Source organism: Phreatobacter stygius, from assembly GCF_005144885.1.
GTDB lineage: Bacteria > Pseudomonadota > Alphaproteobacteria > Rhizobiales > Phreatobacteraceae > Phreatobacter > Phreatobacter stygius.
Genome location: NZ_CP039690.1, coordinates 7,139,962 through 7,164,487 on the forward strand (window position 1 = coordinate 7,139,962; position 24,526 = coordinate 7,164,487).

General features: G+C 67.6%; 24 protein-coding genes. 2 read left to right on the forward strand and 22 right to left on the reverse strand.

All coding sequences use genetic code 11. The annotated features are described in order from the left end of the window. Positions 1 to 289: 289 nt before the first annotated feature. The 5 genes from E8M01_RS33810 to E8M01_RS33830 form a co-directional block, all read right to left on the reverse strand. Entirely contained in the window at positions 290 to 991 is a 702-nt protein-coding gene (locus E8M01_RS33810; protein ID WP_136964191.1) for an ABC transporter ATP-binding protein, read from the reverse strand. Positions 992 to 994: 3 nt separating this feature from the next. Next, positions 995 to 2,794 (reverse strand): branched-chain amino acid ABC transporter ATP-binding protein/permease, encoded by a 1,800-nt coding sequence (locus E8M01_RS33815; protein ID WP_136964192.1) that lies wholly within the window; start codon positions 2,792 to 2,794, stop codon positions 995 to 997. Beyond that, positions 2,794 to 3,711: a branched-chain amino acid ABC transporter permease gene (locus E8M01_RS33820; RefSeq protein ID WP_136964193.1), complete on the reverse strand. Its 918-nt coding sequence runs from the start codon at positions 3,709 to 3,711 to the stop codon at positions 2,794 to 2,796. Before E8M01_RS33820 ends, E8M01_RS33815 begins: the two co-directional genes overlap by 1 nt. Before the next feature lie 334 nt (positions 3,712 to 4,045). Continuing rightward, the gene (locus tag E8M01_RS33825) at positions 4,046 to 5,263 is read right to left on the reverse strand and encodes an ABC transporter substrate-binding protein (protein ID WP_136964194.1); all 1,218 of its coding nucleotides are present in this window, start codon (positions 5,261 to 5,263) and stop codon (positions 4,046 to 4,048) included. A 64-nt stretch (positions 5,264 to 5,327) separates the two neighbouring features. Beyond that, positions 5,328 to 6,629 (reverse strand): hydroxymethylglutaryl-CoA reductase, degradative, encoded by a 1,302-nt coding sequence (locus tag E8M01_RS33830; protein WP_136964195.1) that lies wholly within the window; start codon positions 6,627 to 6,629, stop codon positions 5,328 to 5,330. Between the two features lie 149 nt (positions 6,630 to 6,778). Between E8M01_RS33830 and E8M01_RS33835 the strand changes: the two genes are divergently transcribed. Then, a complete protein-coding gene (locus E8M01_RS33835; protein WP_136964196.1) occupies positions 6,779 to 8,218 on the forward strand; it encodes an aminotransferase-like domain-containing protein in 1,440 nt (479 codons plus the stop codon). Here E8M01_RS33835 and ureC read toward each other — a convergent pair. The 6 genes from ureC to E8M01_RS33865 form a co-directional block, all read right to left on the reverse strand. Next, positions 8,203 to 9,918, reverse strand: coding sequence for an urease subunit alpha (ureC, locus tag E8M01_RS33840; RefSeq protein ID WP_136964197.1), 1,716 nt, complete (start codon positions 9,916 to 9,918; stop codon positions 8,203 to 8,205). The two genes, E8M01_RS33835 and ureC, sit on opposite strands and share 16 nt — an antisense overlap. Positions 9,919 to 9,956: 38 nt before the next feature. Next, on the reverse strand, positions 9,957 to 10,262 hold the full coding sequence (locus tag E8M01_RS33845) for an urease subunit beta (protein ID WP_136964198.1): 306 nt from the start codon (positions 10,260 to 10,262) through the stop codon (positions 9,957 to 9,959). A gap of 4 nt (positions 10,263 to 10,266) precedes the next feature. After that, on the reverse strand, positions 10,267 to 10,524 hold the full coding sequence (locus E8M01_RS33850) for a DUF1272 domain-containing protein (RefSeq protein WP_136964199.1): 258 nt from the start codon (positions 10,522 to 10,524) through the stop codon (positions 10,267 to 10,269). Between the two features lie 66 nt (positions 10,525 to 10,590). Then, positions 10,591 to 11,184, reverse strand: a complete 594-nt coding sequence (locus E8M01_RS33855; RefSeq protein WP_136964200.1) for a HupE/UreJ family protein — start codon at positions 11,182 to 11,184, stop codon at positions 10,591 to 10,593. Between the two features lie 22 nt (positions 11,185 to 11,206). Further along, positions 11,207 to 11,509 (reverse strand): urease subunit gamma, encoded by a 303-nt coding sequence (locus E8M01_RS33860; protein WP_136964201.1) that lies wholly within the window; start codon positions 11,507 to 11,509, stop codon positions 11,207 to 11,209. Positions 11,510 to 11,518: 9 nt separating this feature from the next. Continuing rightward, positions 11,519 to 12,325, reverse strand: a complete 807-nt coding sequence (locus E8M01_RS33865; RefSeq protein ID WP_170182186.1) for an urease accessory protein UreD — start codon at positions 12,323 to 12,325, stop codon at positions 11,519 to 11,521. A 381-nt stretch (positions 12,326 to 12,706) separates the two neighbouring features. Between E8M01_RS33865 and E8M01_RS33870 the strand changes: the two genes are divergently transcribed. After that, positions 12,707 to 12,934, forward strand: coding sequence for a hypothetical protein (locus tag E8M01_RS33870; protein ID WP_136964203.1), 228 nt, complete (start codon positions 12,707 to 12,709; stop codon positions 12,932 to 12,934). A gap of 52 nt (positions 12,935 to 12,986) precedes the next feature. Here the strand turns inward: E8M01_RS33870 and pssA are convergent, their stop codons facing one another. The 11 genes from pssA to argS form a co-directional block, all read right to left on the reverse strand. After that, positions 12,987 to 13,835: a CDP-diacylglycerol--serine O-phosphatidyltransferase gene (gene pssA, locus E8M01_RS33875; RefSeq protein WP_136964204.1), complete on the reverse strand. Its 849-nt coding sequence runs from the start codon at positions 13,833 to 13,835 to the stop codon at positions 12,987 to 12,989. A gap of 31 nt (positions 13,836 to 13,866) precedes the next feature. Then, on the reverse strand, positions 13,867 to 14,568 hold the full coding sequence (locus tag E8M01_RS33880) for a phosphatidylserine decarboxylase (RefSeq protein ID WP_136964205.1): 702 nt from the start codon (positions 14,566 to 14,568) through the stop codon (positions 13,867 to 13,869). An 81-nt stretch (positions 14,569 to 14,649) separates the two neighbouring features. Continuing rightward, positions 14,650 to 15,513, reverse strand: a complete 864-nt coding sequence (gene tatC / locus E8M01_RS33885) for a twin-arginine translocase subunit TatC (protein WP_136964963.1) — start codon at positions 15,511 to 15,513, stop codon at positions 14,650 to 14,652. Between the two features lie 26 nt (positions 15,514 to 15,539). Further along, a complete protein-coding gene (tatB, locus tag E8M01_RS33890; protein WP_136964206.1) occupies positions 15,540 to 16,178 on the reverse strand; it encodes a Sec-independent protein translocase protein TatB in 639 nt (212 codons plus the stop codon). 74 nt (positions 16,179 to 16,252) lie between these two features. Then, positions 16,253 to 16,519, reverse strand: coding sequence for a twin-arginine translocase TatA/TatE family subunit (locus E8M01_RS33895; protein WP_136964207.1), 267 nt, complete (start codon positions 16,517 to 16,519; stop codon positions 16,253 to 16,255). Positions 16,520 to 16,613: 94 nt separating this feature from the next. Next, positions 16,614 to 17,738: an ABC transporter ATP-binding protein gene (locus E8M01_RS33900; protein WP_136964208.1), complete on the reverse strand. Its 1,125-nt coding sequence runs from the start codon at positions 17,736 to 17,738 to the stop codon at positions 16,614 to 16,616. Then, on the reverse strand, positions 17,735 to 18,460 hold the full coding sequence (gene scpB / locus E8M01_RS33905) for an SMC-Scp complex subunit ScpB (RefSeq protein WP_211596681.1): 726 nt from the start codon (positions 18,458 to 18,460) through the stop codon (positions 17,735 to 17,737). The genes E8M01_RS33900 and scpB overlap by 4 nt, the downstream gene beginning before the upstream one ends. A gap of 109 nt (positions 18,461 to 18,569) precedes the next feature. Continuing rightward, on the reverse strand, positions 18,570 to 19,394 hold the full coding sequence (locus tag E8M01_RS33910) for a segregation and condensation protein A (RefSeq protein ID WP_136964209.1): 825 nt from the start codon (positions 19,392 to 19,394) through the stop codon (positions 18,570 to 18,572). 77 nt (positions 19,395 to 19,471) lie between these two features. Further along, positions 19,472 to 20,536 carry a beta-N-acetylhexosaminidase gene (nagZ, locus tag E8M01_RS33915; protein WP_136964210.1) on the reverse strand — a complete coding sequence of 355 codons (1,065 nt, stop codon included), beginning with the start codon at positions 20,534 to 20,536 and terminating at the stop codon, positions 19,472 to 19,474. Positions 20,537 to 20,540: 4 nt separating this feature from the next. After that, positions 20,541 to 22,715 (reverse strand): SPOR domain-containing protein, encoded by a 2,175-nt coding sequence (locus E8M01_RS33920; protein ID WP_136964211.1) that lies wholly within the window; start codon positions 22,713 to 22,715, stop codon positions 20,541 to 20,543. Positions 22,716 to 22,764: 49 nt separating this feature from the next. Then, on the reverse strand, positions 22,765 to 24,519 hold the full coding sequence (argS, locus tag E8M01_RS33925) for an arginine--tRNA ligase (RefSeq protein WP_136964212.1): 1,755 nt from the start codon (positions 24,517 to 24,519) through the stop codon (positions 22,765 to 22,767). Positions 24,520 to 24,526: the final 7 nt, after the last annotated feature.

The following is a 24,526-nucleotide window of genomic DNA, read 5'->3' on the forward strand; positions in this document are numbered from 1 at the left end:
GTGGCTGAGAGCGCGTGGCGAATGGGGCATGATGCGACAGGTTTGCGCGCAAACCCTCTCCCGCTTGCGGGAGAGGGTGGCGCCGTCAGGCGCCGGGTGAGGGTTCGAATCTAGATCCTGCGCATCAATTCGACCCGACATGCGCAGTTAGCATTGACGCAACCACCCTCACCCGGCCGCTCCGCGGCCACCCTCTCCCGCGAAGGCGCGGGCGAGGGTTTGCGCGCTCGTCGCATCATGCCCCATTCGCCATTCGCCATTCGCCATTCGCCATTCGCCACTCGCCCTTTCACGCCCCCAGATAAGCCGCCTGCACCCGCGGGTCGGCGAGCAGCTCGGCGCCGGTGCCCTCGAGCGTCAGGCGGCCAGTTTCGATGACATAGGCGCGGTCGGCAATGGCCAGCGCCTGGTTGGCCATTTGCTCGACCAGCAGGATGGTCATGCCCTGGGCCTTCAGCCGCCCGATCACCGCGAAGACCTCACGCACCACCAGGGGGGCGAGGCCGAGCGAGGGTTCGTCCAGCAGCAGCAGCTTCGGCCGGCCCATCAGGGCGCGGCCGATCGCCAGCATCTGCTGCTCGCCGCCGCTCATCGTGCCGGCGAGCTGGTGCTGGCGCTCGCCGAGACGCGGGAAGACCGCGAAGATGCCGTCGATATCGGCCTCCAACTCACGGTCCTTGCGGGTGAAGGCGCCGAGCAGCAGGTTGTCGCGCACCGACTGGTCGCCGAACACCATGCGGCCTTCCGGCGCATGGCCAATGCCGAGGCGGACGCAGTGATGCGGGCGCACGCCCCTCAGCGAGCGGCCGTCGAGGCTGATATCGCCCGAGGTCACCGGCGCGAGGCCGGAAATCGCCCGCATGGCGGTGGTCTTGCCCGCGCCATTGGCGCCGATCAGCGCGACCACCTCGCCCGTGCCGACATGAAGCGAAATGCCGCGCAGCGCCTCGATCGCGCCGTAACGCACCGACAGGTTGGAAATCGTCAGCATCGCTCAGCTCGCTCCCGCAAGTTCGGGCACGGCGGCCTCGGTGCCGAGATAGGCGGCGATCACGCGTGGGTCGCGCTTGATCGCGGCAGGCGTGCCCTCGGCGATCTTGGCGCCGTAGTCGAGCACGATGACGTGGTCGGACACCTCCATGACCAGATCCATATGATGCTCGATCAGGAGAATGGTGACGCCGGTTGCCTGGATCCGCTTGATGACGGCACCGAGCTCGTGGGTTTCTTGCGGATTGAGGCCGGCGGCCGGTTCGTCGAGCAGCAGCAGCTTCGGCCACGAGGCCAGCGCGCGGGCCATTTCGAGCCGGCGCTGCAGGCCATAGGGCAGGCTTTGCGCCGGGCTTTCGGCATGGTCGCCGAGATCCAGGCTGTCGAGCAGCGCCATGGCTTCGGTGCGGGCGCGCGCCTCGGCCTGGGCCTGGCCCGGCGTGCCGACAAGGCTTGCGAAGAAACCGGCCTTGATATGCAGGTGGGCCCCGACCAGCACGTTGTCGATCACCGACATGTCGGCGAAGAGGCGCAGGTTCTGGAAGGTGCGGGCAATGCCCAGCGCCGCCACCGCATGGGCCGGCGCCCGGGTGATGTCGCGGCCACGGAACAGGATCGTCCCCTCGTCGGGCGCGACATGGCCGGACAGCAGGTTCAACAGCGTGGTCTTGCCGGCGCCGTTCGGGCCGATCAGCGCATGCACCCGCCCCGCCGTGACGGTGAGACTGACATGATCGGTCGGCACCACGCCGCCGTAACGCTTGACCAGGCCGCGGGTCTCGATCAGCGGACCGGTTTCAAAAGGCTCCGGCCGGGCGACAGGTGTCGCCGTCGCGGCAAGGATCGGCTCCGCCGGCTTCTTGGCCGTCCAGCCCAGCCGGTCGGTCAGGCCCTGCAGCGCGCCGGCGAGGCCCTTGGGCATGGCATAGAGCGCGAACAGCAGCAGCCCGCCATAAGCGAAATGCTGCAAGGCGGGCCAGCGGGCGAGCCAGGCATCGATCAGGGTGAGCGTGACGGCGCCGAGCAGCGGTCCGTAGATATGGCCGGAACCGCCGAAGATCACCACCACCAGCAGGAAGACCGACAGGTTGAACGAGATGAAGTCCGAATTGAAATATTGGTTCTCCTGGGCGACCAGGGCACCGGCCAGCGCGCAGGTGACCGCGCTGATGACGAAGGCCAGCGTCTTGGCAGCGCGCACCGAAATGCCGACGGAAGCCGCCGCCGGCTCGGCGAGCTGCACCGCCAGGAAGGCCCGGCCGAAACGGCCCGCCAGCAGCGAGCGCAGCATGAGATGGGTCAGCACGCCGAGCAGGGCGACGAACCAGACCCAGTCCTGGCTGGCGAAGCTCGAACCGAACAGGCTCGGCGGCGTGATGCCATAGACGCCGGCCTGGCCCTTGAACACATCGGTCCATTCGGTGGCGATCTTCTCCATGACGATGCCGAAGCCAATGGTGACCATGGCAAGGCTCGGACCGGCGACCCGCACCGCAGGAGCCGCGATGACCAGGCCGAACAGGCCGCCCATGGCGCCGGCGAAAGCCAGCGCCACCCAGGGGTTCAGCCCCCATTCGGTGCCGCCGAGCGCCGCCGCATAGGCGCCGACCGCGAACAGGCCGGCATGGCCGAGCGATTTCTGGCCGGCATAACCGACCAGCACGTTGAGGCCGGCGGCGGCGAGATAGTTCACCCCGATCATGAACAGGATGTGCAGGTAGAAGCCGTTGAGGCCGCTGCGGGAGGCAGCATAGGCAAGCGCCACGATCAGCGCGCCGAGGCCAAAGGGAGCAAGGCGCGGCATCAGAGCTTCTCCACCGTGCGGGCGCCCATCAGGCCGCTCGGGCGGAACACCAGGACCAGGATGATCAGGCCGAAAATGGCGATCTCGCGCAGTTCGGCGCGCCAGAGCCCGACCATGGCCTCGACCACGCCGAGCAGGAAACCGCCGAGCACGCAGCCGCGCGGATTGGTCAGGCCGCCGACGATGGCGGCCGAAAAGGCCTTGAGCGCAATGCCAAGCCCCATGAACACCGAGGCCGTGACGATCGGCGCGATCAGCATGCCGGAAAGGCCCGCGAGCGCCGAGCTCAGGACGAAGGCGATGATGACGATCCATTCGACATTGATGCCGACCAGGGCTGCGGCCTGCGGATTGAAGGCGACCGCGCGCAGGGCCTTGCCGTAGCGGGTGCGGTTCAAGAAGAGATCGAGCGCCACCATGACCACGATGGCGGTGCCGGCGATCAGGATCTCCTGCGGGCGGATGCCGACACCGGCGATGCGGATGACGCCATTGCCGAGGGGCGACGGCACGGCGATCGAGGCCGGGCCCCAAAACGCCAGCGCGGCGTTCTGGATGATGATGCCGAAGCCGATGGTGGAGAGCACCCAGTTGAGCCCGGCCGAGCCGACAAAGGGTTTCACCGCGCCGTAATAGAGGGCGACGCCGAGCGCGCCGACCAGCGCCATAGCGAGGAGCGAAGCGGCGGAATAACCGATGATCGACATTTCGGCGGGCGCGAGATTGCCGAAATGTGGCTTGCCGGCAGTGACCAGCAGGATGGAAATGCCGGCGAGGCTGCCGGCGACCAGGAATTCGCCCTGGCCGAAATTGAAGGTCTTGGTGGTGGAATAGGTGATGTTGAAACCGAGCGCGACCAGGCCGTAGATGGCGCCGAGCGCCAGGCCGCTGGCCAGCGCCTGCAGGATTGCCGTCATGCGTGCCCTCCCCTCGGGGTGGAAATTGGTTTGGCTCGGTGGTTGATCGCGGCGTCGTTCATGATCGAGGTCTTACCGATGCTTCTCGCCTGGCGCACCGCATGAAAGCACCGCACGCAAGAACCCTCTCGCATCGGGCGAGGGTGGCAGCGCATGGCAAGTGCGAACGCATCTTGCGTTCGCTCGATTCTATGAGGCGCCGGGTGAGGCGCGTGAGCGCGCGGAACGGGCGCCAATGCTCGGGTTGCAGGCGCCCTCATCCTGAAATGGACGCCCCCTCACCCGCCGGCTCCGCCGGCACCCTCTCCCTCTGGGAGAGTGTTGGTTCGCCGCCTCAGCGCTTGAAATCCGCCGCGGTCAGCGCCCGGGTCACCGCGTCGTCGAGCTTGACCACCTTGCCGTCGCGCCAGACCGCCAGGTTGAAGTCGGCAACCCCGAGCGCCTCGTGATTGGTCTTCGAGAACGGCCGCTCATAGGTCTTGATGACACCTTCGACCTTGCCGAGGTTTTCCAGGGCTTCCTGCACCTTCGGGCCCTCGGTCGAATTGGCCTGGCGGAGCGCCGCGGCGATCAGCATGACCGCGTCATAACCCTGAGCCGCCGAGACGAAGGCCGGCATGTTCGGATGTTTGGCGACCAGGCGGGTGTTCAACGCCGCCGCCTTCGGGTTGGAATTCTCGGTGGTGGAGGCGGCGAACACGATGCGCTCGGCGAGTTTCAGCCCGGCAATGTTCAGGAGCGGCGTGTTGATGCTGCTCCAGGTGCCGAGCAGGCCGGGGAAATAGTCCATCTTCTCCATGCTCTTGAGAATATGGGCATTGGCATCGCCGAGCGATCCGGCGATCACCATGTCGGCGCCGGCATCGCGCAGCTTGGCGAGCTGCGAGGTCATGTCGGTGTCGCGCGGGCCGAATTTTTCGACCGCCACCGGCCGGATATTGTGCAGGGCCAGGATCTCGGTGAGGTCCTTGGTCGCCGCCTGGCCGTAACCCGTGGTGTCGGCGATGATGCCGACCTTGCCGGATTTCGAGCCGCGCACGGCATAGGCGGCCAGCAGCGCCAGCTGTTCGCGATCGACCATCGAGACGCGGAAAATATAGTTCCTCGGCTGCGAGGCGTAACGCGTGGTGATCTCGGTGGCGGTCGCCACATGCGAGATGACCGGCGTCGTCTTCTGCTGCGGCAGGTGCAGCCAGGCCAGCGCATTGCCCGAATTGGTCGGGCCGACGACGGCCGCGACCTTCTCGTTGTCGATCAGCTCGAGCATGTTCTGGATCGACTTCGGCGGCGCTCCGACATCGTCCCTGATGACGCCGACGAGCTTGCGGCCCATCACGCCGCCGGCGGCGTTGACGTCCTCGATCGCCGCCTCGAAACCGTAGCGGCCGGAGAGGCCGAGTTCGGCGGCCCCGGTGGCCGACTGGTCGGCATTATAGCCGATCTTGATGTCGCCCTGGGCTTGCGCCCTCAGCGGTCCCAGGCCGAAGCCGGCGGCAAGCGCCGCCGCCCCGATCAGGCTGTCGCGGCGGCTCGGTGCAAAACTTTTCTTCATCATGTCTCTCCTTGGCTCCCGTTTCATTGATGGCCGATGGCTTCGGCTCTGGTCTTGGCAAGGCTCACCCGCGCAAGCCGGCGAGCAATTCCTTGGCGCGATCGACCCTGACGTCATGGGTCCTGGCCAGTTCAGCCGCGACCCGGTCGACCTCCGCGCCGCTGGCGCCGGCGACGATCGCGATGTTGCGGGCATGCAGCGCCATGTGGCCGCGCTGAATGCCTTCGGTGGCGAGCGCGCGGATCGCCGCCATGTTCTGGGCGAGCCCCACCGCCACCGTCACCTCGGCGAGCTCCTGGGCGGTCTCGACCTTCAGGATGCGCAAGGCGAGCTGAGCCAGCGGATGGGTTTTGGTGGCGCCGCCGACCAGGCCGAGCGCCATGGGCATTTCCAGCGTGCCGACGAGCCGGCCCGCCTGGTCGACCTCCCAGGTGGTGAGCGAGGTATAAGACCCCTTGCGGCAGGCCCAGACATGGGCACCCGCCTCGATCGCCCGCCAGTCATTGCCGGTCGCGACCACCACCGGATCGATGCCGTTCATGATGCCCTTGTTATGGGTCGCGGCGCGGTAGGGGTCGACGGCGGCAAGAGCATAGGCGTCCAGCATGCCCTCGATCATCCGTTCGCCTGAATAGGCCGACGTCGCCAGCGCTTCCGGCGGAACCGCGACGCGCGCACGCGCCAGGCGCAGGTCGGCGAAATTCGAGAGGATGCGCAGGCGCACCTCGCCGCCGGTGACCTGTTCGACGATCGGCGCCACCGTCTCGGCCATGGTGTTGACCGTGTTGGCGCCCATGGCGTCGCGCACATCGACCAAAAGATGCAGCACGACCATGGCCCCGCGCGGCGTCTCGGGGAAGACATGCACCTCGATGTCGCGGCAGCCGCCACCGAGCCCGATCAGCACCTTGTCCCTGGCATTGGCGGCTTCGATGATGCGGTCGCGGGCGCCGAGCAATCTGAGGCGGGCGCCATGCGGGTCGGTCAGGCCGATGACCTGCACCTGGGCGCGCATCATCGGCGCCGAGGACGAGGTTTCGAAGCCGCCATGGGGCCGCACGATGCGCGCCATATAGGAGGCGGCGGCCACCACCGAGGGCTCCTCCACCACCATGGGGATCAGATAGTCGCGGCCGTTGACGGTGAAATTGGTGGCGATGCCGAAGGGCAGCTCGAAGGTGCCGACGACATTTTCGATCATGCCGTTGGCGCGCTCCACCGGCAGCGCGCCGGGAGACGCGAGCAGCGCCAGGTCGGCCTGGCTGAGTTCGGCCGCCTCGACCAGGCCCGCCAGCCGGTCGGCCGGCGAGAGATTGCGATAATTTTCCAGGCGCGAGCTGAGAGCCCGCGCAGCGTCCGCTGCCACCTTGACGTCCTCCTGCCAATATCAAGGGTTGGTCGACGAACCTCCCTTGACAGATCTTGACCGGGACAATCAAGCTGCTGTGCCCTTTCATCAAGGTACAGTTTGGCGCGACTTCCCAGGCCTGTACCAGTAAAAATTGGGGAACAGTGATGCCCTCGCCCGCTCCACCGAGAGGCAAGGCCGAAACCATCGTCAGCCAGATCTCGAGGGCTATCGAGGCCGGCCTGATGAAACCCGGCGACCGGCTGCCGTCGATCCGGGCAGCGGCCGAGCATTACGACGTCGCCAAGAACACCGTTGTCGAAGTCTATGACCGGCTGGTTGCGCTCGGCCTGGTGGAAGCCCGGCGCGGCTCGGGCTTTTTCGTCGGCGCAGTCAGGCGGAGCTCGCCGGAGATCCAGGCGCCGCATGTCGCCGAGGCGCTCGACATTCTCGGCCTGTTGCGCGAGCAGCTCGACCAGCATTTCGAAGTGCGCATCGGCGACGGCCGGCCGCCGGCCTCGTGGATGGAAGGCTCGGAGCTCGGCCGCCACATGCGGCTGACCGGCGCGCGCGGCGGCGAACCGATCGAGCACGGTTATGGCAGCGCGCTCGGCTACGGCCCCTTGCGCGAGCGCCTGTCGCTGATGCTGGCGGAACGTTCGATTCCGGTCGGGCCGGACCAGGTCCTGCTCACCCACGGCGCCAATCATGCGCTCGACCTGATCATTCGCCATGCGCTGGAGCCGGGCGACGCCGCCATGGTCGACGATCCCGGCTATTATCCGCTGTTCGCCAAGCTGAAACTCGCCAAGGTCGAGATGTTGGGGGTCAGGCGCCTCGCCGACGGGCCGGATCTCGACGATTTCGCCGACAAGGCGGCGAGCGGCCGGGCCAAGATCTTCTTCACCCAGAGCCTGGCGCATAACCCGACCGGCAGTTCCATGTCGGTGGCGGTGGCCCATCGGCTCTTGCAAATCGCTGCACGGCACGGCGTGACCATTGTCGAGGACGATCCTTTCGCCGATGTCCTGGCGCCGACGCTCTACCGGCTCGCCTCGCTCGACCAGTTGGAGAGCGTCATCTATCTCGGCACTTTCGCCAAGACGCTGTCGGCGAGCCTGCGCGTCGGTTATATCGCCGCCTCGCCCCGCACCGTCACGGTGTTGCGCGACATGAAGATGCTGACCGTGGTCAACTCGTCGGGATATGTCGAGCGCCTGGTGCACGACCTGATGATCTCAGGCCATTACCGCCATCACCTGAAGCGCCTGAAGACCCGCATCGAACAGGCGACCGAAGTGGCGGTCGGCGAACTCGGCCGCTTCGGCCTGGAGATCTTTTCAGCCCCCACCGGCGGCTATTACCTGTGGTGCCGCATTCCCGCCGGCCGCGACGACGTGACCTTTTCCAAGGCCGCGGCGGCCGAAGGCATCTTCATCGCGCCCGGCACCATGTTTTCACCCGACCGCTCGGCCCATTCCGGCCATATGCGCATCAATGTCGCTTATGCCGACGATCCGAGATTCCTCGGGTTCCTGACCAAGGCCGGCCGGCCCGGCGACGTTTCCCTCGCGGCTCCGGTCCATAGCCTTCAGAACAGGAAATAGCGCTGCGCCATGGGCAATTCCCTGGCCGGCTCGCAGGTCAGGAGCTCGCCGTCGGCACGCACCTCATAGGTCTCCGGGTGCACTTCGATATGCGGTGTCGCGCCGTTGTGGATCAGGCTCTTCTTGGAAATGCCGCCGCGGACGTTCTCGACCGGCAGCACGATGCGTTCCAGGCCGAGCTTCTTGTGGACACCGTTCTGGTAGGCCGCCTGCGAGACGAAGGTGACCGAGGAGGCGGTGAGCGCCTTGCCGAAGGCGCCGAACATCGGCCGGTAATGCATTGGCTGCGGCGTCGGGATCGAGGCATTGGGATCGCCCATCGGAGCGGCGGCGATCGTGCCGCATTTCAGCACCAGGGCCGGCTTCACGCCGAAAAATTTCGGCTCCCACAAGACCAGATCGGCCAGCTTGCCGACCTCCACCGAGCCGATATGTTTCGACAGGCCATGCGCGATCGCCGGGTTGATCGTCACCTTGGCGATGTAGCGCTTGACCCGGAAATTGTCGGCGCCGGTGCCGACATCTTCGGCCAGCGCGCCGCGCTGCACTTTCATCTTATGGGCGGTCTGGAAGGTGCGGATGATCACCTCGCCGATCCGCCCCATGGCCTGGCTGTCGGAGGCCATGATCGAGAGCGCGCCCATGTCGTGCAGGATGTCCTCGGCCGCGATGGTCTCCTTGCGGATGCGGCTTTCGGCGAAGGCCACGTCTTCGGGGATCGACGACGACAGGTGATGGCAGACCATCAGCATGTCGAGGTGCTCCTCCAGCGTATTGACGGTGTAGGGCATGGTCGGATTGGTCGAGGACGGCAGCACGTTCTCGATCATCGCCACCTTGATGATATCGGGCGCGTGGCCGCCGCCGGCGCCTTCGGTGTGGAAGGCATGGATGGTGCGGCCCTTCAGCGCCGCGATGGTGTCGTCGACGAAGCCGCTCTCGTTCAGCGTGTCGGTATGGATCATCACCTGGATGTCGTGGTCGTCGGCAACGCTCAGGCAGTTGTCGATCGCCGCCGGCGTCGTGCCCCAGTCCTCGTGCAGCTTCAGCGCGCAGGCGCCGGCCTCGATCTGCTCGACCAGCGCATCCGGCAGTGCCGCATTGCCCTTGCCGGCAAAGGCGAGATTCATCGGGAAGGCTTCGGCCGCCTGCAGCATGCGGGTCAGGTGCCAGGGGCCGGGCGTGCAGGTGGTCGCCGTCGTGCCCGAAGCCGGCCCGGTGCCACCGCCGAGCATGGTGGTCAGCCCGCTCATCAAGGCTTCTTCGATCTGCTGCGGGCAGATGAAATGGATATGGGTGTCGATGCCGCCGGCGGTCAGGATCTTGCCTTCGCCGCCGATCGCCTCGGTGCCCGGCCCGATGATGATGTCGATACCAGGCTGGACATCCGGATTGCCGGCCTTGCCGATCGCGGCAATGCGGCCTTCCTTCAGGCCGACATCGGCTTTCACGATGCCCCAGTGGTCGATGATCAGCACATTGGTGATGACGGTGTCGACGGCGCCGGCCTTGTTGGTGACCTGGCTCTGGCCCATGCCGTCGCGGATCACCTTGCCGCCGCCGAACTTCACCTCCTCGCCATAGATGGTGAAATCCTTCTCCACCGTGACCAGCAGTTCGGTGTCGGCCAGCCTGACCTTGTCGCCAACCGTCGGCCCGAACATGTCGGCATAGGCAGCCCGGGAAATCCGGTAGGGCATCGTGTTCTCCTGGGGCAGCTAATCCCCGATAGGGCCGGTCAAAGCTTGCCCATCACGTCCTGGCGGAAGCCATGGACGGTCCTGTTGCCGAGATAAGGCACCAGCGTCACCTCGCGGGTCTGGCCGGGCTCGAACCTGACGGCGGTGCCGGCGGGAATGTCCAGGCGCATGCCGCGGGCCATGGCGCGATCGAAGACGAGGCCCGGATTGGTCTCGAAGAAATGGTAATGCGAGCCGACCTGCACCGGCCGGTCGCCGCTATTCGACACCGTCAGCGTGACGCTGTTGGCGCCGGCATTGAGCACGACATCGCCCGCGGGCGTGATGATCTCGCCGGGTTTCATTGGCCTAGCCCGTCGCCCGCAGGCCGGCGCATCCATCAGGCTTCAGCACCCGCTTGGCCGAGGCTGGAAAGCGCGCGAGCTTGGCCGCCGGCCGGACCGGGCGGCGGACCAGCTCGCCGCCGCAATTCGGGCAGGTGCCGCCGAGCACCTTGTCCGCGCAGTCGGCGCAGAAGGTGCATTCGAAGGTGCAGATCATCGCGTCGCGCGTCTCCGGCGGCAGGTCGCGATCGCAGCATTCGCAATTCGGGCGCAGTTCGAGCATGGAAAACCTCCTGTCGAGGGGCCGACAGCACTTCGCCGCCGGCCGGTCATGCGGTGGTCGGAGTGCTCAGGCGAGCCCGCCGGCCATGGCCAGCACCAGGCCGGCGGCAGCCGTCAGGGCGCCGGCCGTGCGGACCGCGGCCGGAACCGTCAGGCGCGCGGCCAGAATGGTCACGGCGATGCCGAACAGGTGCAGCGCCGCGGTCGAGATCGCGAAACCCATGGCATAGGCCGCGCCCGAGGCATTGGCCGGCACCACGGTGCCGTGGGCATGGCCGTGGAACAGCGCGGCCAGCGCGATCAGCGTCGCGCCGACAGCGACATTCGGGCGTGCCGCAAGCGCAACCGCAAGGCCGAGCAGCAGGACCGAGGCGAGAATGCCCTGCTCGACGAAGGGCAGAGCCAGGCCGGACATGCCGAGAATGCCGCCGACCACCATCACGCCGACAAAACTCGCCGGCCACACCCACAGGGCGGCGCCGCCGCGCGAGCCGGCCCACAGCCCGACCGCGACCATGGCGAGCATGTGGTCGAGCCCGGTCAGCGGATGCATGAAACCGGCGGCGAAAGCCGAGGTCGAGCCGATGCCGGTATGGGCTTCGGCGGCGGTCGTCATCATGACCGCGACCAGGAGGGTGAGGAAGGGTGAGGTCGGTTTCATGGTGCGGGCCTCTGCAACACTGTCAGCGGATGGGATTGTGCACTGTGACGAGCTTGGTGCCGTCGGGAAAGGTGGCTTCGACCTGGATATCGTGAATCATCTCGGCGATGCCGGTCATCACCTGGTCGCGGCCAATGACATGGGCCCCGGCCTCCATCAGGTCGGCCACGGCGCGGCCGTCGCGCGCGCCCTCGACGACAAAATCGGTGATCAGCGCGATGGCCTCGGGATAGTTGAGCTTGACGCCGCGCTCGAGCCGCCGGCGCGCCACCACGGCCGCCATGGCGATCAAGAGCTTGTCCTTCTCACGTGGTGACAGGTTCATCCGACATCCTCAGCACGACCAGACGCGGGGCAGCGGCCCGCGCAGCATTTCAAGAAGCTGGACCAGCCCGCGGCGCAGCGCGAACGGATCCGCCGACAGGAGCCGGATCGAGACCAGCCCGTCGAAAGCGCTCGCCCCCGCCTCGACGCCGGTGGCATCGAGGCCGGCCAGCCGGTCGCGGGTCGCGTCGATCAGGTCCTCGGCGCCAGGCGAGACCACCACGACGCTCGCCGCGGCGATCGCGCCGGCGCCGGCAGCCCGCGCCGCGAGCCTTGCCGCCACCGGACCGTCGAAACGAAGCCCTTCGGCATAGACCAGCCGGCCGCCCCGCCGGATCCGCCAGCGCTCGAACAGGAAGGCGCTTTCGACGCTCTCGCCACGCGCCAGCCGACCGAACACCACGCTCTCGACCGCCAGGAGATGGGCGCTTGCGGCCATTTCGATGTCGAGCCGGCGATCGAGCGCCGAGCCGTCGAACAGGATCGCCTCCTGCGGCAGCCAATCGAGCGAGGCCGCCTCGCCGAGCACGATGTGGGTCCGGAACGAGCCGACACCACCGCTCGAGCGGTAGACCTTCTCGGCGGCCTGGCCGGTGACCACCGCACGCGTGCCCTCGCCCGCCACGATCTCCAGCGAGAAGCGGTCGCCGCCGGTGAGCCCGCCGGCCGTATTGATGATGACAGCCTCGACCGGCATGGCCGGCCCTGGACGCGGCATGCGGATGCGCAGGCCGGCTTCCTGGTAACAATCCCGGATCACCGTGTCGGCGCCGCGCCGGACGAACGACAAACGGCCGACGCCATGGGCGCGCTGCATGCGCGCGCCCTCCTCCCGCCACCGAAAAGCGTCACGGTCCGTTCCGACCGCTCGTGTCGCCAGCATGTCCACCTCAGCCGACGCGATCTTGGAGCGCTGCCGCCATGCCCGCAAGCCGAGAAAATGGGCATGGACTGCCGGGTGACGTGGCGCACATCGGCCTTAAGGGGCCTGATGCGATGATACGTCCTGCCGGGAACCGGAGCGGTCAATCAGCGGTCGCTGCCGCCGCTCCCGGAATTGCCGGAATTGGCTGCGAGAATCACCGCATGGTCCGACCCCCGCGGTCATGAAGCGTTAACCTTGCGGTGGGAGCCTGGCTTGAGACGTGCATCGCGTGAGTTGCGAATTGTCCGGGTGGGAATGCCATCGGAGGCCGTCATGACGCAGGCACATGTCGACACACGCGGCGCGGCGCGACGGTTATCCTTGCCTCTCGAAGGCGACGACATGGTCGCGCTGCTGCGGGCCAAGACACCCCAGACCGATTCGGAAGCGTTCCAGGTGCTGCGCCGGAGCTTTCCGGCAAGCCCGCTCTGCGACCGTGTCGCCGCGATCAGCCGCTGGCGCGTCGACGGCACCCAAAGCGCCATCGGAACAAAAGCTTAACCGGCGCTCCTGATTCGAAATCCGAAACCGCCGCGGCGCACCGGCGAACTGCTCATTGCGGCTTGTCTTCGTCCGCTGCGGCCTCGGCAGGCTCGGTCGCGGCCGGCGCCGGTTCGGCGCGCGCCAGGGCCTGGGCCTTGGCCGCGCCGAACGGCAGGGAGGCCAGATAGGCCACCGTGCCGACCGCCAGCACGATCCACGGATAGCTCATCAGCAGCGCCACGAAGGCGATCGCCGCGACGAACAGCGGCAAGACGCTTTCCCGCGGCACCTTGGCGCCGAGCTTCTTGCCCGAGAACACCGGCACGCGCGACACCATCAGAAGCGCGATGGCCATGGTGAAGGCGGTGACCAGCCAGGGATGGATCAAGCCTTTGGGAACGCCGACATTCTCCAGGTAGATCGGCAGCATGACCAGCACCGCGCCGGCCGGGATCGGCACGCCGGTGAAATAATTGGCCATCCAGGCCGGCTGGTTCGGGTCCTCGATCTGGACGTTGAAGCGGGCGAGCCGAAGCGCGCCGCAGATCGCGAAGACCAGCACGGCGATCCAGCCGATCGGCCCGGCCTCGTTCATGCCCCAGAGATAGAGCACCAGCGCCGGCACCGCGCCGAAACTGACGAAATCGGCGAGGCTGTCGAGTTCGGCGCCGAATTTCGAGGTGCCTTTCAACAGCCGCGCGATGCGCCCGTCGACTGAATCGAGCACGGCGGCGCCGAGGATCAGGTAGACCGCCAGCTCGATCTTGCCCTCGAGCGCCATGCGAATGGCGCTCAAGCCGGCGCAGAGCGCCAGCAGCGTGATCAGGTTCGGAATCAGCAGACGCAGCGGAACCGGCCGAAACCGGCGCCGCGGCGGCTCGTTCCGGTCGGGGGTGAAAGGCTGGAACAGGGAACTCATGGGGCGAAACTAGCGTGAAATGGCCGCGGCGTCAGCCGATGCGCACGACTCGCGCTCCCTCTTTCGAGGCCATGTCGGCCAGAACCGTTTCACCGGCGACCGATTTCTGGCCTTCCGACACCAGCGGCTTGGTGCCCTCGGGGAAATAGACGTCGACCCGCGAGCCGAACCGGATCATGCCGAAGCGCTCGCCGGTGCCGATCTGATGGCCCTGCTCGACCCACCAGACGATGCGCCGCGCCACCAGACCGGCGATCTGCACCACGCCGAACGCGCCCCAGGACGACTTGATGGTCAGGCCGTTGCGCTCATTGTCTTCGGACGCCTTGTCGAGATCGGCATTGAGGAACTTGCCCGGCCGATAGGCCATGGCGGTGATCTTGCCGGCAATCGGCGCCCGGTTCACGTGGCAATCGAACACCGACATGAAGATCGAGACGCGCGGCAGGGCGGCCTCGCCCAGGCCGAGTTCCAGCGGCGGCACGGCATTGGTGACCAGCGAGACGCGGCCATCGGCCGGCGCGATGACCAGCCCGTCGCGCACCGGCGTCACCCGCACGGGATCGCGGAAGAAGAAGATCACCCAGACGGTGAGCGCCAGCATTGGCCAGGCCAGCCAGGCCCCCCACCACACCAGCAACAGCGTGCCGACCGCGGCGATGCCGATGAACGGATAGCCCTCGCGATGGATCGGCACCAGCACCGTCGTCTTGACGCTGTCGAGAATGGACATGGACTACCCCCTGGCGATCCGGCTTGGTAGCCGGATGCGCGCTGCACGGTCAATGGTGGCAATGGATCGGGCGAGCCCGGATCAGGTCACGGGCTTGGGCGCCGGATCTCCACCTTCGCTCTTGCCATCGCCTTCGCTCTTGTCGTCGTCATCCGAGGTGTCTTCCACCGCGCGCCGCTTCTCCATGCGGCCGACGACCAGGATGCCGATCTCGTAGAGCAGGCAGAGCGGGATGGCGAGCGAGAGCTGGCTGATCACGTCGGGCGGGGTCAGGATCGCCGCCAGGATGAAGGCGATGACGATGAAATAGCGCCGCTGCTTCCTCAGGAAGGCGGTGTCGACCAGGCCGATCTGCCCGAGCAGCGCGATGATGACCGGCAACTGGAACGAGATGCCGAAGGCGAAGACCAGCGTCATGATCAGGCTGAGATAGTCCTCGACCCGGCCGAGATATTGGATCGCGGTGGCCGTGTCGCTCGGCGCCTGCTGCATGCCGAGCGAGAACAGCATCAGGGCGCGCATGACGAAGAACAGCACGAACAGGGCGCCGGCGAAGAAGCAGATCGGCGTCCAGATCAGATACGGACGGAAGGCGTCCTTCTCGTGCGAATAGAGCCCCGGCGCGACGAATTTGTAGAGCTGGATGGCAATGACGGGGAAAGCCAGGAAGGCGCCGCCGAACATGCCGATCTTCAGCTGGGTGAAGAAATATTCCAGCGGCGCGGTATAGATCAGCCGCACTTCGCTGCGCGGGATCTTCATATAGTCGGCGGCCCATTCATAGGGCACCACCAGGATCTGGAAGATCTGCTTGGAGAAGATGAACGAGAAGATGAAGCAGACGATGAAGCCGAGCATGGCCTTGATCAGGCGCGCGCGCAGTTCGATCAGATGCTCGATCAGCGGCGCCTTGGACGCTTCGATCGCGTCCTCATCGGCTTTCAGTTTGTCTTCCTTGGGGTCGGCGAGCGTCATGCCTGGGTCTTTCGGGCGCGCTTCGGCTTCTCCGGAGCATCGTCCGTAGCGGGCTCGGCAGCAGGCTCAGGGGGTGCGGCGGGGACTTCGGCGGCCGGCGCTTCGGCCGCCGCCTTGCGCACGCGCTTCGGTTTGGCCGGAGCCGCTTCCTCGGCAGGCGCTTCGACGGCCGGTGTCTCGACGGCCGGCGTTTCGGGTGCAGGCGCGCTAAACGCATTCTGGATCGCGGCGGGATCGACCGAATAGCTCGGCGGCGCGGGAATGGCCGCGGCGACCGGATCGACGGCGGCGGGCGCCGGCGGCCCGACCTGACCGGCAGGCGGGTCGGCCGGCGTGGTCACCGCCTTCACGTCGTCGACCGCCGACTTGATCTGCTCGCGGGCATAATCGATCGGATTGAACGAGGTCGACGCCTGGACGCTTTCGGTGACGCTGTTGATCGACGACTTGACCTTGTCGACCTCGGCTTCCTGCAGCGCCTGATTGAACTGGTACTGGAAGTCGGATGCCATGCGGCGCAGTTTCGCCAGCGCCTGGCCGACGCCGCGCAGGACGCCGGGCAGCTCTTTCGGGCCGATCACGATCAGCGCCACCACGCCGACCAGTGCAATCTCGCCCCAGCTCAAATCGAACATGACATCTCACCGTCCCGGTCGCGGGTACGGTCCCTTACCCGTTCAGGCTCGCCCTTCGGCAGGCAATGCTAGGCTCAGCTCGCCTTGGGCGTCTGGGCAGGGGCGGGCTGCGCGGAAGCGGCAGCGGGCTCCGCCGGAGCATGATCGATCGTCCGCCCCTCGGTGGTGACAGGCGGGGCCGGCGGCGTCTCCGGCTTGGTGTCGTCTTCCGCCAGGCCCTTCTTGAAGGCCTTGATGCCCTTGGCCGCGTCGCCCATGAACTCGGAAATCTTGCCGCGGCCGAACAGGAGCAACACGACGATCGCGACGAGGATCCAGTGCCAAGCGCTAAAGCTACCCATAACTCACTCCTTGATCATAGTGCCGTTTGACCCGTGCGGGCCGTTCGCGCGGCATTGTCCGGTTTCGGCAGCAACCTGCCGTGTTGGGGGGAAACTAGGCTTCGGGTACGGCAAAAACAAGGACCTCGGATGCCGCAACGTCGACGCCGAGGTCGCGACCTGGCGTCAAGGTTTCCGCCGAACGGACCCTTGCCTTCAAGGGCGCTTCCAGTCCTTCCACAGCGATTTCGAGGAATTCGACCTCGCCAAGGAAGCGTTTGGCCAAAAGACGGCCTGGAATGCACATTTGCGCCGGCATCGGAATGATCGCCTGCGGCCGGATCGCGGCGATCGCGCGGGTGCCTTCGGCAAGGCCGGGCGCGGCAAAATAACCGACGGGTGTCACGATTTTGCCGGCCCTGACCACGCCCGGCACCTCGTTGACGTCGGAAAAGAAGCGCGCCGCCGCGAGATCCACCGGCTTGCGGTAGAGCTCGGCCGCGGTGCCGGCCTGGACGATACGGCCGCCGCGCATCAGGACGATGCGGTCGGCCATGCGCATCGCCTCTTCCGGATCATGGGTCACCACGATGCAGGTCGCCCGGGTCTCATGCATGACCGCGAGCGTTTCCTCGCGAATGGTGTCGCGCAGCCGGCTGTCGAGGCCGGAAAAGGGTTCGTCCATCAGGAGCACGCCCGGGCGCGGCGCAATGGCACGGGCCAGCGCCACGCGCTGCTGCTCGCCGCCCGACAAGGCGTGAGGATAGTCGAGCGCGTGCCCTGAAAGGCCGACCCGGCCGAGCGCCAGGCGGGCCGCCTTGTCGGCTTCGGCTCGCGGCAGGGCACTCAGGCCGAACATGACATTGGCGAGATTGGTCAAATGCGGAAACAGCGCGAAATCCTGGAACACCAGGCCGACGCCGCGCTGTTCCGGCGGTACGAAGATCGACGGGCCGGCAACCTCGCGCCCGTCCATCAGCATGCGCCCGGCGCTCGGCCGCTCGATGCCCGAGGCGATCCTGAGCAGCGTCGTCTTGCCACAGCCCGACGGTCCGAGCAGGCAGACGATTTCTCCGGGCCGGACGTCGAGCGAGACCTGGTCCAGGGCCCGGATCTTGCCGTAGGAATGCGACAGCGCCTCGAAACCAAGCGCCACCGCGATGGCCGGCCCGGCGGTGCCACGCCGCCCCCAGCGCGGCTCGGCGGCCGGCTCGCGGTCTTCGGCCTCGGCAGATGTCATGATCCGGCCTCGTCGTCGCCGATCCTTGGTCCCAGCGACAGATCGAGGATGGCCTGGTCATCCGGCTCCTCGTCGTCGCGCAGGTTGTGGTCGTCGCTCGGCATCGGAATCTGGAAGCCCGGCGGCAGGCGGCCGTCCAGCAGGCCAGCGGCCTTGAGGTCGTCGAGCCCCGGCAGGTCGCCAATCGCCTCGAGCCCGAAATGCTCCAGGAAGGCCTGCGTCGTGCCGAAGGTCACCGGCCGGCCCGGCGACTTGCGCCGGCCGCGAATGCGCAGCCAACTGGTTTCGAGCAGCAGGTCCAGCGTCCCCTTGGAGATCGACACGCCGCGGATCTCCTCGATCTCGGCGCGCGTCACCGGCTGGTGATAGGCGACGATCGCCAGCGTCTCGAGGGCGGCGCGCGACAGCTTGCGCTCCTCCGCGGTCTCCTTGTGCAACAGGAAACTCAGGTCCTCGGCGGTCCGAAAGGTCCATTTGCCGGCGACCCGGACGAGATTGACCCCGCGCGGCGCGTAGAAGGCCTGCAACGTCACCAAAAGCGATTTCAGGTCGGCGCCCTTGGGCAGCCGCTCGGCCAGCGCTTCCTCGTCGAGCGGACCGGCGGCGGCGAACAGCAGGGCCTCGACGATGCGCAATTGCTCGACCGGCCCTTCGACGATGCCGAGGGGCTCGCCGAGATGCACCTCGCTCTCGCTGTCATCGGTCACTGGATCCGTGCTCATTCGCTCGGTTTCTAGCCCGGATTTCTCACACGGGCTATGGCCCGCGTTGCGGTTGCCGGGCGGCTGGCGCCAGGCGGGCGGCGCCATGGCCCGGAGGAGCAACGGGCTGTCATGTCCCGCGCGGCTTGGAGCCCGGCTCGTCGCGGCGCTTGCGCATATAGAGCGTGCCGAGCGGCCGGTCCTGATGGACCTCCAGCACGCCCTCGCGGACCAGTTCCAAGGACGAGGCGAAACTGGAGGCGAGCACGGTTGCCCGGCGGTCCGGCTCGACCAGATAGTCGATCAGGAAGCTGTCGAGCGGCGCCCAATCCATCGCCGTGCCGATCAGCCGCTCCAGCATCTCGCGGGCCTCGCCCAGCGACAGCACCAGCCGCTTGGTCATATGGACATGCGAGAGCGCGCTCTTCTGGCGCTGCTGGGCGTAGGCCGTCAGGAGATCGTAGAGCGTCGCGTCCCAGCGGTTGAGCGCGATGGCGACCACCGGCTCGGGCGCGCCGCGGGCGAAGATGTCGCGGCCCAGCCGGTTGCGGGTCATCAGCTTGGCCGCCGCCTCGCGCATCGCCTGCAGCCGTTGCAACCGGAACGCCAGGACCTCGGCGAGCTCGGTCGCCGAGGGCTCGTCGCCCTTGCCGGGATCCGGCAGTAAAAGCCGCGACTTGAGATAGGCGAGCCAGGCCGCCATCACGAGATAGTCGGCAGCCAGTTCCAGGCGCATCTTGCGCGCCTCGTCGATGAAGCTGAGATATTGCGTGGCGAGCGCCAGGATCGAGATCTTGCCGAGATCGACCTTCTGCGTGCGCGCCAGCGCCAGCAACATGTCGAGCGGTCCCTCGAAACCGTCGACATCGACGACGAAGGCCGGCTCCGAGGGGCTCCGTTCGGGAGCCTCCCCGAAAGGCAGCGCGCTGGTCGTCTCTTGCGGCGATTTGGCCATGATCGGTCCCGGCCGTGCGACAGGCGCGGCCCGAAGCGATCATAGACCGCATTCAAACCGGCAAGGCAATTCGCGCTTCAGACGCTCAGCGCGTGGGTTGGCGCAAAACCCGTCGAGGCGGTCATGCTGGCCCGCTCCAGCACCTCGAAGAAGCGCGCCTTGGCCTCGGCCACATCGAGCGGCTCGGGCTCGTGGCGAATGCGCGCCAGGGCCGCTTCCGCGCGTCGCCTGGCCTTGCCGGCGAGAACCGGCGTCTCGGCCGCGACCGCCGCCATTTCGGCGACCCGGCCATTGCAATGCAAAGCCATGTCGCAGCCGGCGCGGAAACTTGCCCGGGTGCGCTCGGCGAGCGTGCCCGACAGCGCATTCATCGACAGATCGTCGGTCATGACGAGCCCGTCATAACCGATCGTGCCGCGGATCACCTCACGCATCACCTGGCGCGACGTCGTCGCCGGGCGCTTCGCGTCGATCGCCGCGTAGACGACATGGGCGGTCATCGCCAGGGGCATGTCGGTGAGCGTGCGGAACGGCTTGAAATCGGTCGCTTCCAGGCTGTCCCGGCTCGCCTCGACCACCGGCAGCGCGTCGTGGCTGTCGGCGACCGCCCGGCCATGGCCGGGAATGTGCTTGATGACCGGCAGCACGCCGCCGGCCAGGAGGCCTTCCGCCGCCGCGCGGCCGAAACCCGCGACGATATCGGGACCTTCGCCATAGGCCCGGTCGCCAATGATGCTGTGCGCGCCCTCGACCGGCACGTCGAGCACCGGCAGGCAGTCGACGGTAATGCCGAGCGATTTCAGGTCATGGGCGATCAACCGGGCGCCGAGCCGCGCCATCTCGCGGCCGACCAGGGGATCGTTGGCGGCGATGCGCGAGAAGGCCCGGCCAGCCGGATATTTCGGCCAATGCGGCGGCCCGAGCCGCTGGACCCGGCCGCCTTCCTGGTCGATCAGGATCGGCGCATCCGCCCTGCCCCCGATCGCCCGGAAGCTGTCGACCAGCCGCCGGATCTGGTCCGGATTGTCGCAATTGCGCTTGAAGACGATCAAGCCCCAGGGATCGAGATCGCGATAGAACGCGATCTCGTCGGGCGTCAGGACGGTGCCGGCGCAGCCGGCGATGAATGCATGAACGGCCATGATCTTAGTTGATGACGCAGGATCCGCCCGATGATTTCAGCCGCTCGCAGAAGCTCTGGGCATCCGTCCGCGAGAACGGACCGACCCTGAGGCGATACCAGGTGCCGCGGCCGGGCAGCTCGGCCGACCGGATATTGGCCGACTGGCCCTGCAGCACGGAATAGCGCCGCTGGGCGCTGGCAAAGGCGCTGCGCGCCTCGGCTTCAGTCTGGTGCGAGGAGATCTGGACGAAGGACGTACCGCCACCGGCGGCGGGCGCAGGCGGCGCGGCCGCCGGCTGGCGCAGCGACGCGGTGCGCTGCGGGGCGATATCCAGCGGACGCGCGCCAGGGGCAGCCGCGGCCTCATTGGCGTCAGCCGGCGGGCGACCGGCACGGGCCGGCCTCGGCGTTGGCGTCGGCGCCGACCGGCTGTCGGCCGAGGCAAGCGTGGGCGCGGCCGGCGTGGCTGCGGCCGATGGCGGCTGGCTGGGCGCCGTCGGCACCACCGACAGCGGCATGGCGGCCGGCGCTGGCGTCGGGCGCGGCGCCGGGTTGAGGATCTGGTTGTCCGGGCCGACGGTGACGGTCCGAACCCGGCGCGGCTCCTCGCCGGCCGCACGCGGGGCGGCGCTCGCCGTGGCAAGGGGCGCCTCCGGGGTGGTCGGACGCAGCACGGCTGCCGGCGCGGCATTGGCGCTCGGAACAACGACGGATTGCACCGACCTGACCATCGGCAGGCCCGGATCGGTGACGCTGCCGGCCGGCGCGGACGGCGCAAGCGGAATGACCCGCGGCGCCGCCGGTTGCGGCGGTGCCTGGACCTGGGCTGCCTGCTCGCGCGGGCTCACCGGACGCTCTTCGCGTGACACGACGCGGTCGCCGCTGGGCACACGATCGGTGACCGGTTTCGGGTCCTGGGCCTGCTGCACGGGGACGCGGACCGGATCGGTATTGGCCCGCACGACACGCGGCTCACCGCTGTTCGATGCGCCGCCGGTCAGCGCCCGATAGCCGAGCACGCCGCCGCCGCCGGCCACCGCCAGGCCGACGACCGCCAGGATCGCGGTGACGCCCGCACGCTTGCGCCGCGGCGGTGCTTCGTCGAAGACCTCCGGGGCAGGCTGCGGCATGTGGCCGTCCTGGATGAAGACGGGATCGGAGGCGGCCCGCTCGGCCGCCGGCAGGTAGGCATCGTCGGCGTAACGCACGGTATCGCCGCGCTCGGCGGCCGCCATCTGGGGCGCCGCGGCACGGGTGCCGTGCTGACGCCAGGCGGTGGCTGCCACCAGGGCGCCGGCGCCGGCGACCGCAGCGCCGTATCCGGCCGCCGCCACGCGCTGATCGCGCGGCTGATCGTCGGCGAAAGCCTGGGCAATGCGCTCGTCGATATCGTCGGCCTGACCGGCCGGTGCCTGGCCACCCTGCCCTTGCGCGGCCCGACGGGTTTCGACCGGCTGCGGCAACGGTTCCGAATAGGCCGGCGGCTGATAGATCTGCCGGGGGTAAGCCTGCTGCGGATAGGTCGACGCCTGATAAGCCGGCGCTTCGTCGGCGGGCACCTGATAGGTCGGCTGCGGGGCAACTGCGGGCTGGTAGACGGCCGGCTGCCGGCCATGGCTGTCGGACAGCATGCGCTCCAGGTCGCGCAGGCTGCCGGCGGCGTCATCGACCGCCGGGTCGGCTGCCGCCGGATAGCTGCCACGCAGGCCGTCGGCCTGCACCGCTGCGGGTTCGGCCGGCGCCGGCGCGCGGTGAGCGGCGACCTCGTCGTCCATGCCGTCATCGTCGAACAGATGATCGTAAGTCTCGGGCGCCTCGGCGCGACGCCCGGCCTCGGCCTTCGGGCGAGCGCCTTCGCCGGAGCGGACATAGCTTTCGAGCTCGGCTTCGAGATCGTCCCAATCGGTCACCCCGGCCTGATCGGGCTCACGGGACTGGTCGGCGCCACGCAGCCGCATGGCCGGAAGCTCCAGCGACTGGCCGGCATCGGCCTCGGGCGTCCGGCGCGACGGCAGCTCGCCGCGGGTCCGCGCCACGCTCTTCAGCAGGTCGGCATAATTGTCGTCCTGGCCCATGATGCGGGCGAGTTCGGCCAATGGATCGCCGGCTGACGCCTTGCGAACCGTGTCGTCGGCGGAGCCGTCACGGTTATAGGCGTCGAAATCACGGTAGCTACGCAGACTTGTCTCGTTGGCCATGGGCCCCGCCGTCGGTGGGCACGGCGACCGTATCACGGGCGCAGCGCGATCAACGCATCTCTTCGACGGCCTCGACACCCAGGATCGCAAGTCCCGACTTCAGAACGGTCACGATACCCTGGACCAGCGCAAGGCGCGCCGTTGTTGTTTTTCGATCATTTTCGATAATGAAGCGTAAATGCGGCGAATCTTTTCCGCGGTTCCACTGCGCGTGGAAGTCCGCCGCCAACTCGTACAGGTAGAACGCAACCCTATGCGGCTCATGGGCTTGAGCCGCGGCTTCGATCATTCGCGGATACTGCGCGAGGCGCTGAATTATTGCAGTTTCCCCGGCGTCGTCGAGGCTCTCGACAGCCGCCGAAGCCAGCGCCGCAGGCGTCAGATCGAGATCCGGCATGGCCTCATGGGCGTTGCGCAGGATCGAACGGCAGCGCGCATGGGCGTATTGCACATAGAAGACCGGATTGTCCTTCGACTGTTCCAGCACCTTGGCGAGATCGAAGTCGAGCGGCGCGTCGTTCTTGCGGAACAGCATCATGAAGCGCACCACGTCGCGGCCGACCTCGTCGACCACTTCGCGCAGCGTGACGAAATCGCCCGAGCGCTTGGACATGCGCACCGGCTCGCCGCCGCGGAACAGCCGGACCAGCTGGACGAGCTTGACGTCGAGCGCCGCCGTGCCGCCGCTGATCGCCTTCAGCGCCGCCTGCATGCGCTTGACATAACCGCCGTGGTCGGCGCCCCAGACGTCGATCTGATCGAGGAAACCGCGATCGGCCTTGTCCTTGTGATAGGCGATGTCGGAGGCGAAATAGGTGTAGGAACCATCCGACTTCATCAGTGGCCGGTCGACGTCGTCGCCGAAATCGGTGGAACGGAACAGCGTCTGCTGGCGCTCCTCCCAATCCTCGGCATCGGCGCCTTTCGGCCGCTCCAGCACGCCCTCATAGACATCGCCCTTGGCCCTCAGCGTCTCGATCACCGCGCGGACCTTGTCGGTCGGCGCCTGCAGTGAACGCTCGGAGAAGAACACCTTGTGTCGGACATTGAGGGCGGCGAGATCGCCGCGGATCTCCTCCATCATGGCCTCGATCGCCACGTCACGGCAGATCGGCAGCCATTCCTCTTCGGGCACATTGTGCAGGCTCTGGCCATATTTGGCCGCCAGCGCCTGGCCGACGGGCTTCAGATAGTCGCCGGGATAGAGCCCTTCGGGGATCGTCACCGTCTCGCCCAGCGCCTCGCGGTAGCGCAGATAGGCCGAGCGGCCGAGCACCTGGACCTGGGCACCGGCATCATTGATGTAATATTCGCGGGTGACGTCGTAGCCGGCCGCCGCCAGGAGATTGGCCAGCGCGTCGCCGAACACGGCGCCGCGGCAATGGCCGACATGCATCGGGCCGGTCGGATTGGCCGAGACATATTCGACATTGACCTTGGTCTTGGCCCCGACCGCGGTGTGGCCGAAGCCCTCGCCTTCCGCGACCACCGCCTTCAGCACTTTCGGCCAGACTTCAGGCTGCAAGGTGAGATTGATGAAGCCCGGGCCGGCAATGTCGACCTTGGCGACATCCGGCAGCACGGCGAGCCTGGCGACGATCTTCTCGGCGAGGTCGCGCGGCTTCAGGCCGGCGTCCTTCGACAGCACCATCGCGGCATTGGTCGCGAGGTCGCCGTGGCTCGAATCGCGCGGCGCTTCCACCACGACGCGGTCGAGCGCAGTCTCGGCGATGGCGATGCCGTCGGAGCCGAGCGAGCGGACCGCGTCGCGCACGTGATCTGTGAACAGGGCGAAGATATTCATGCCGAAA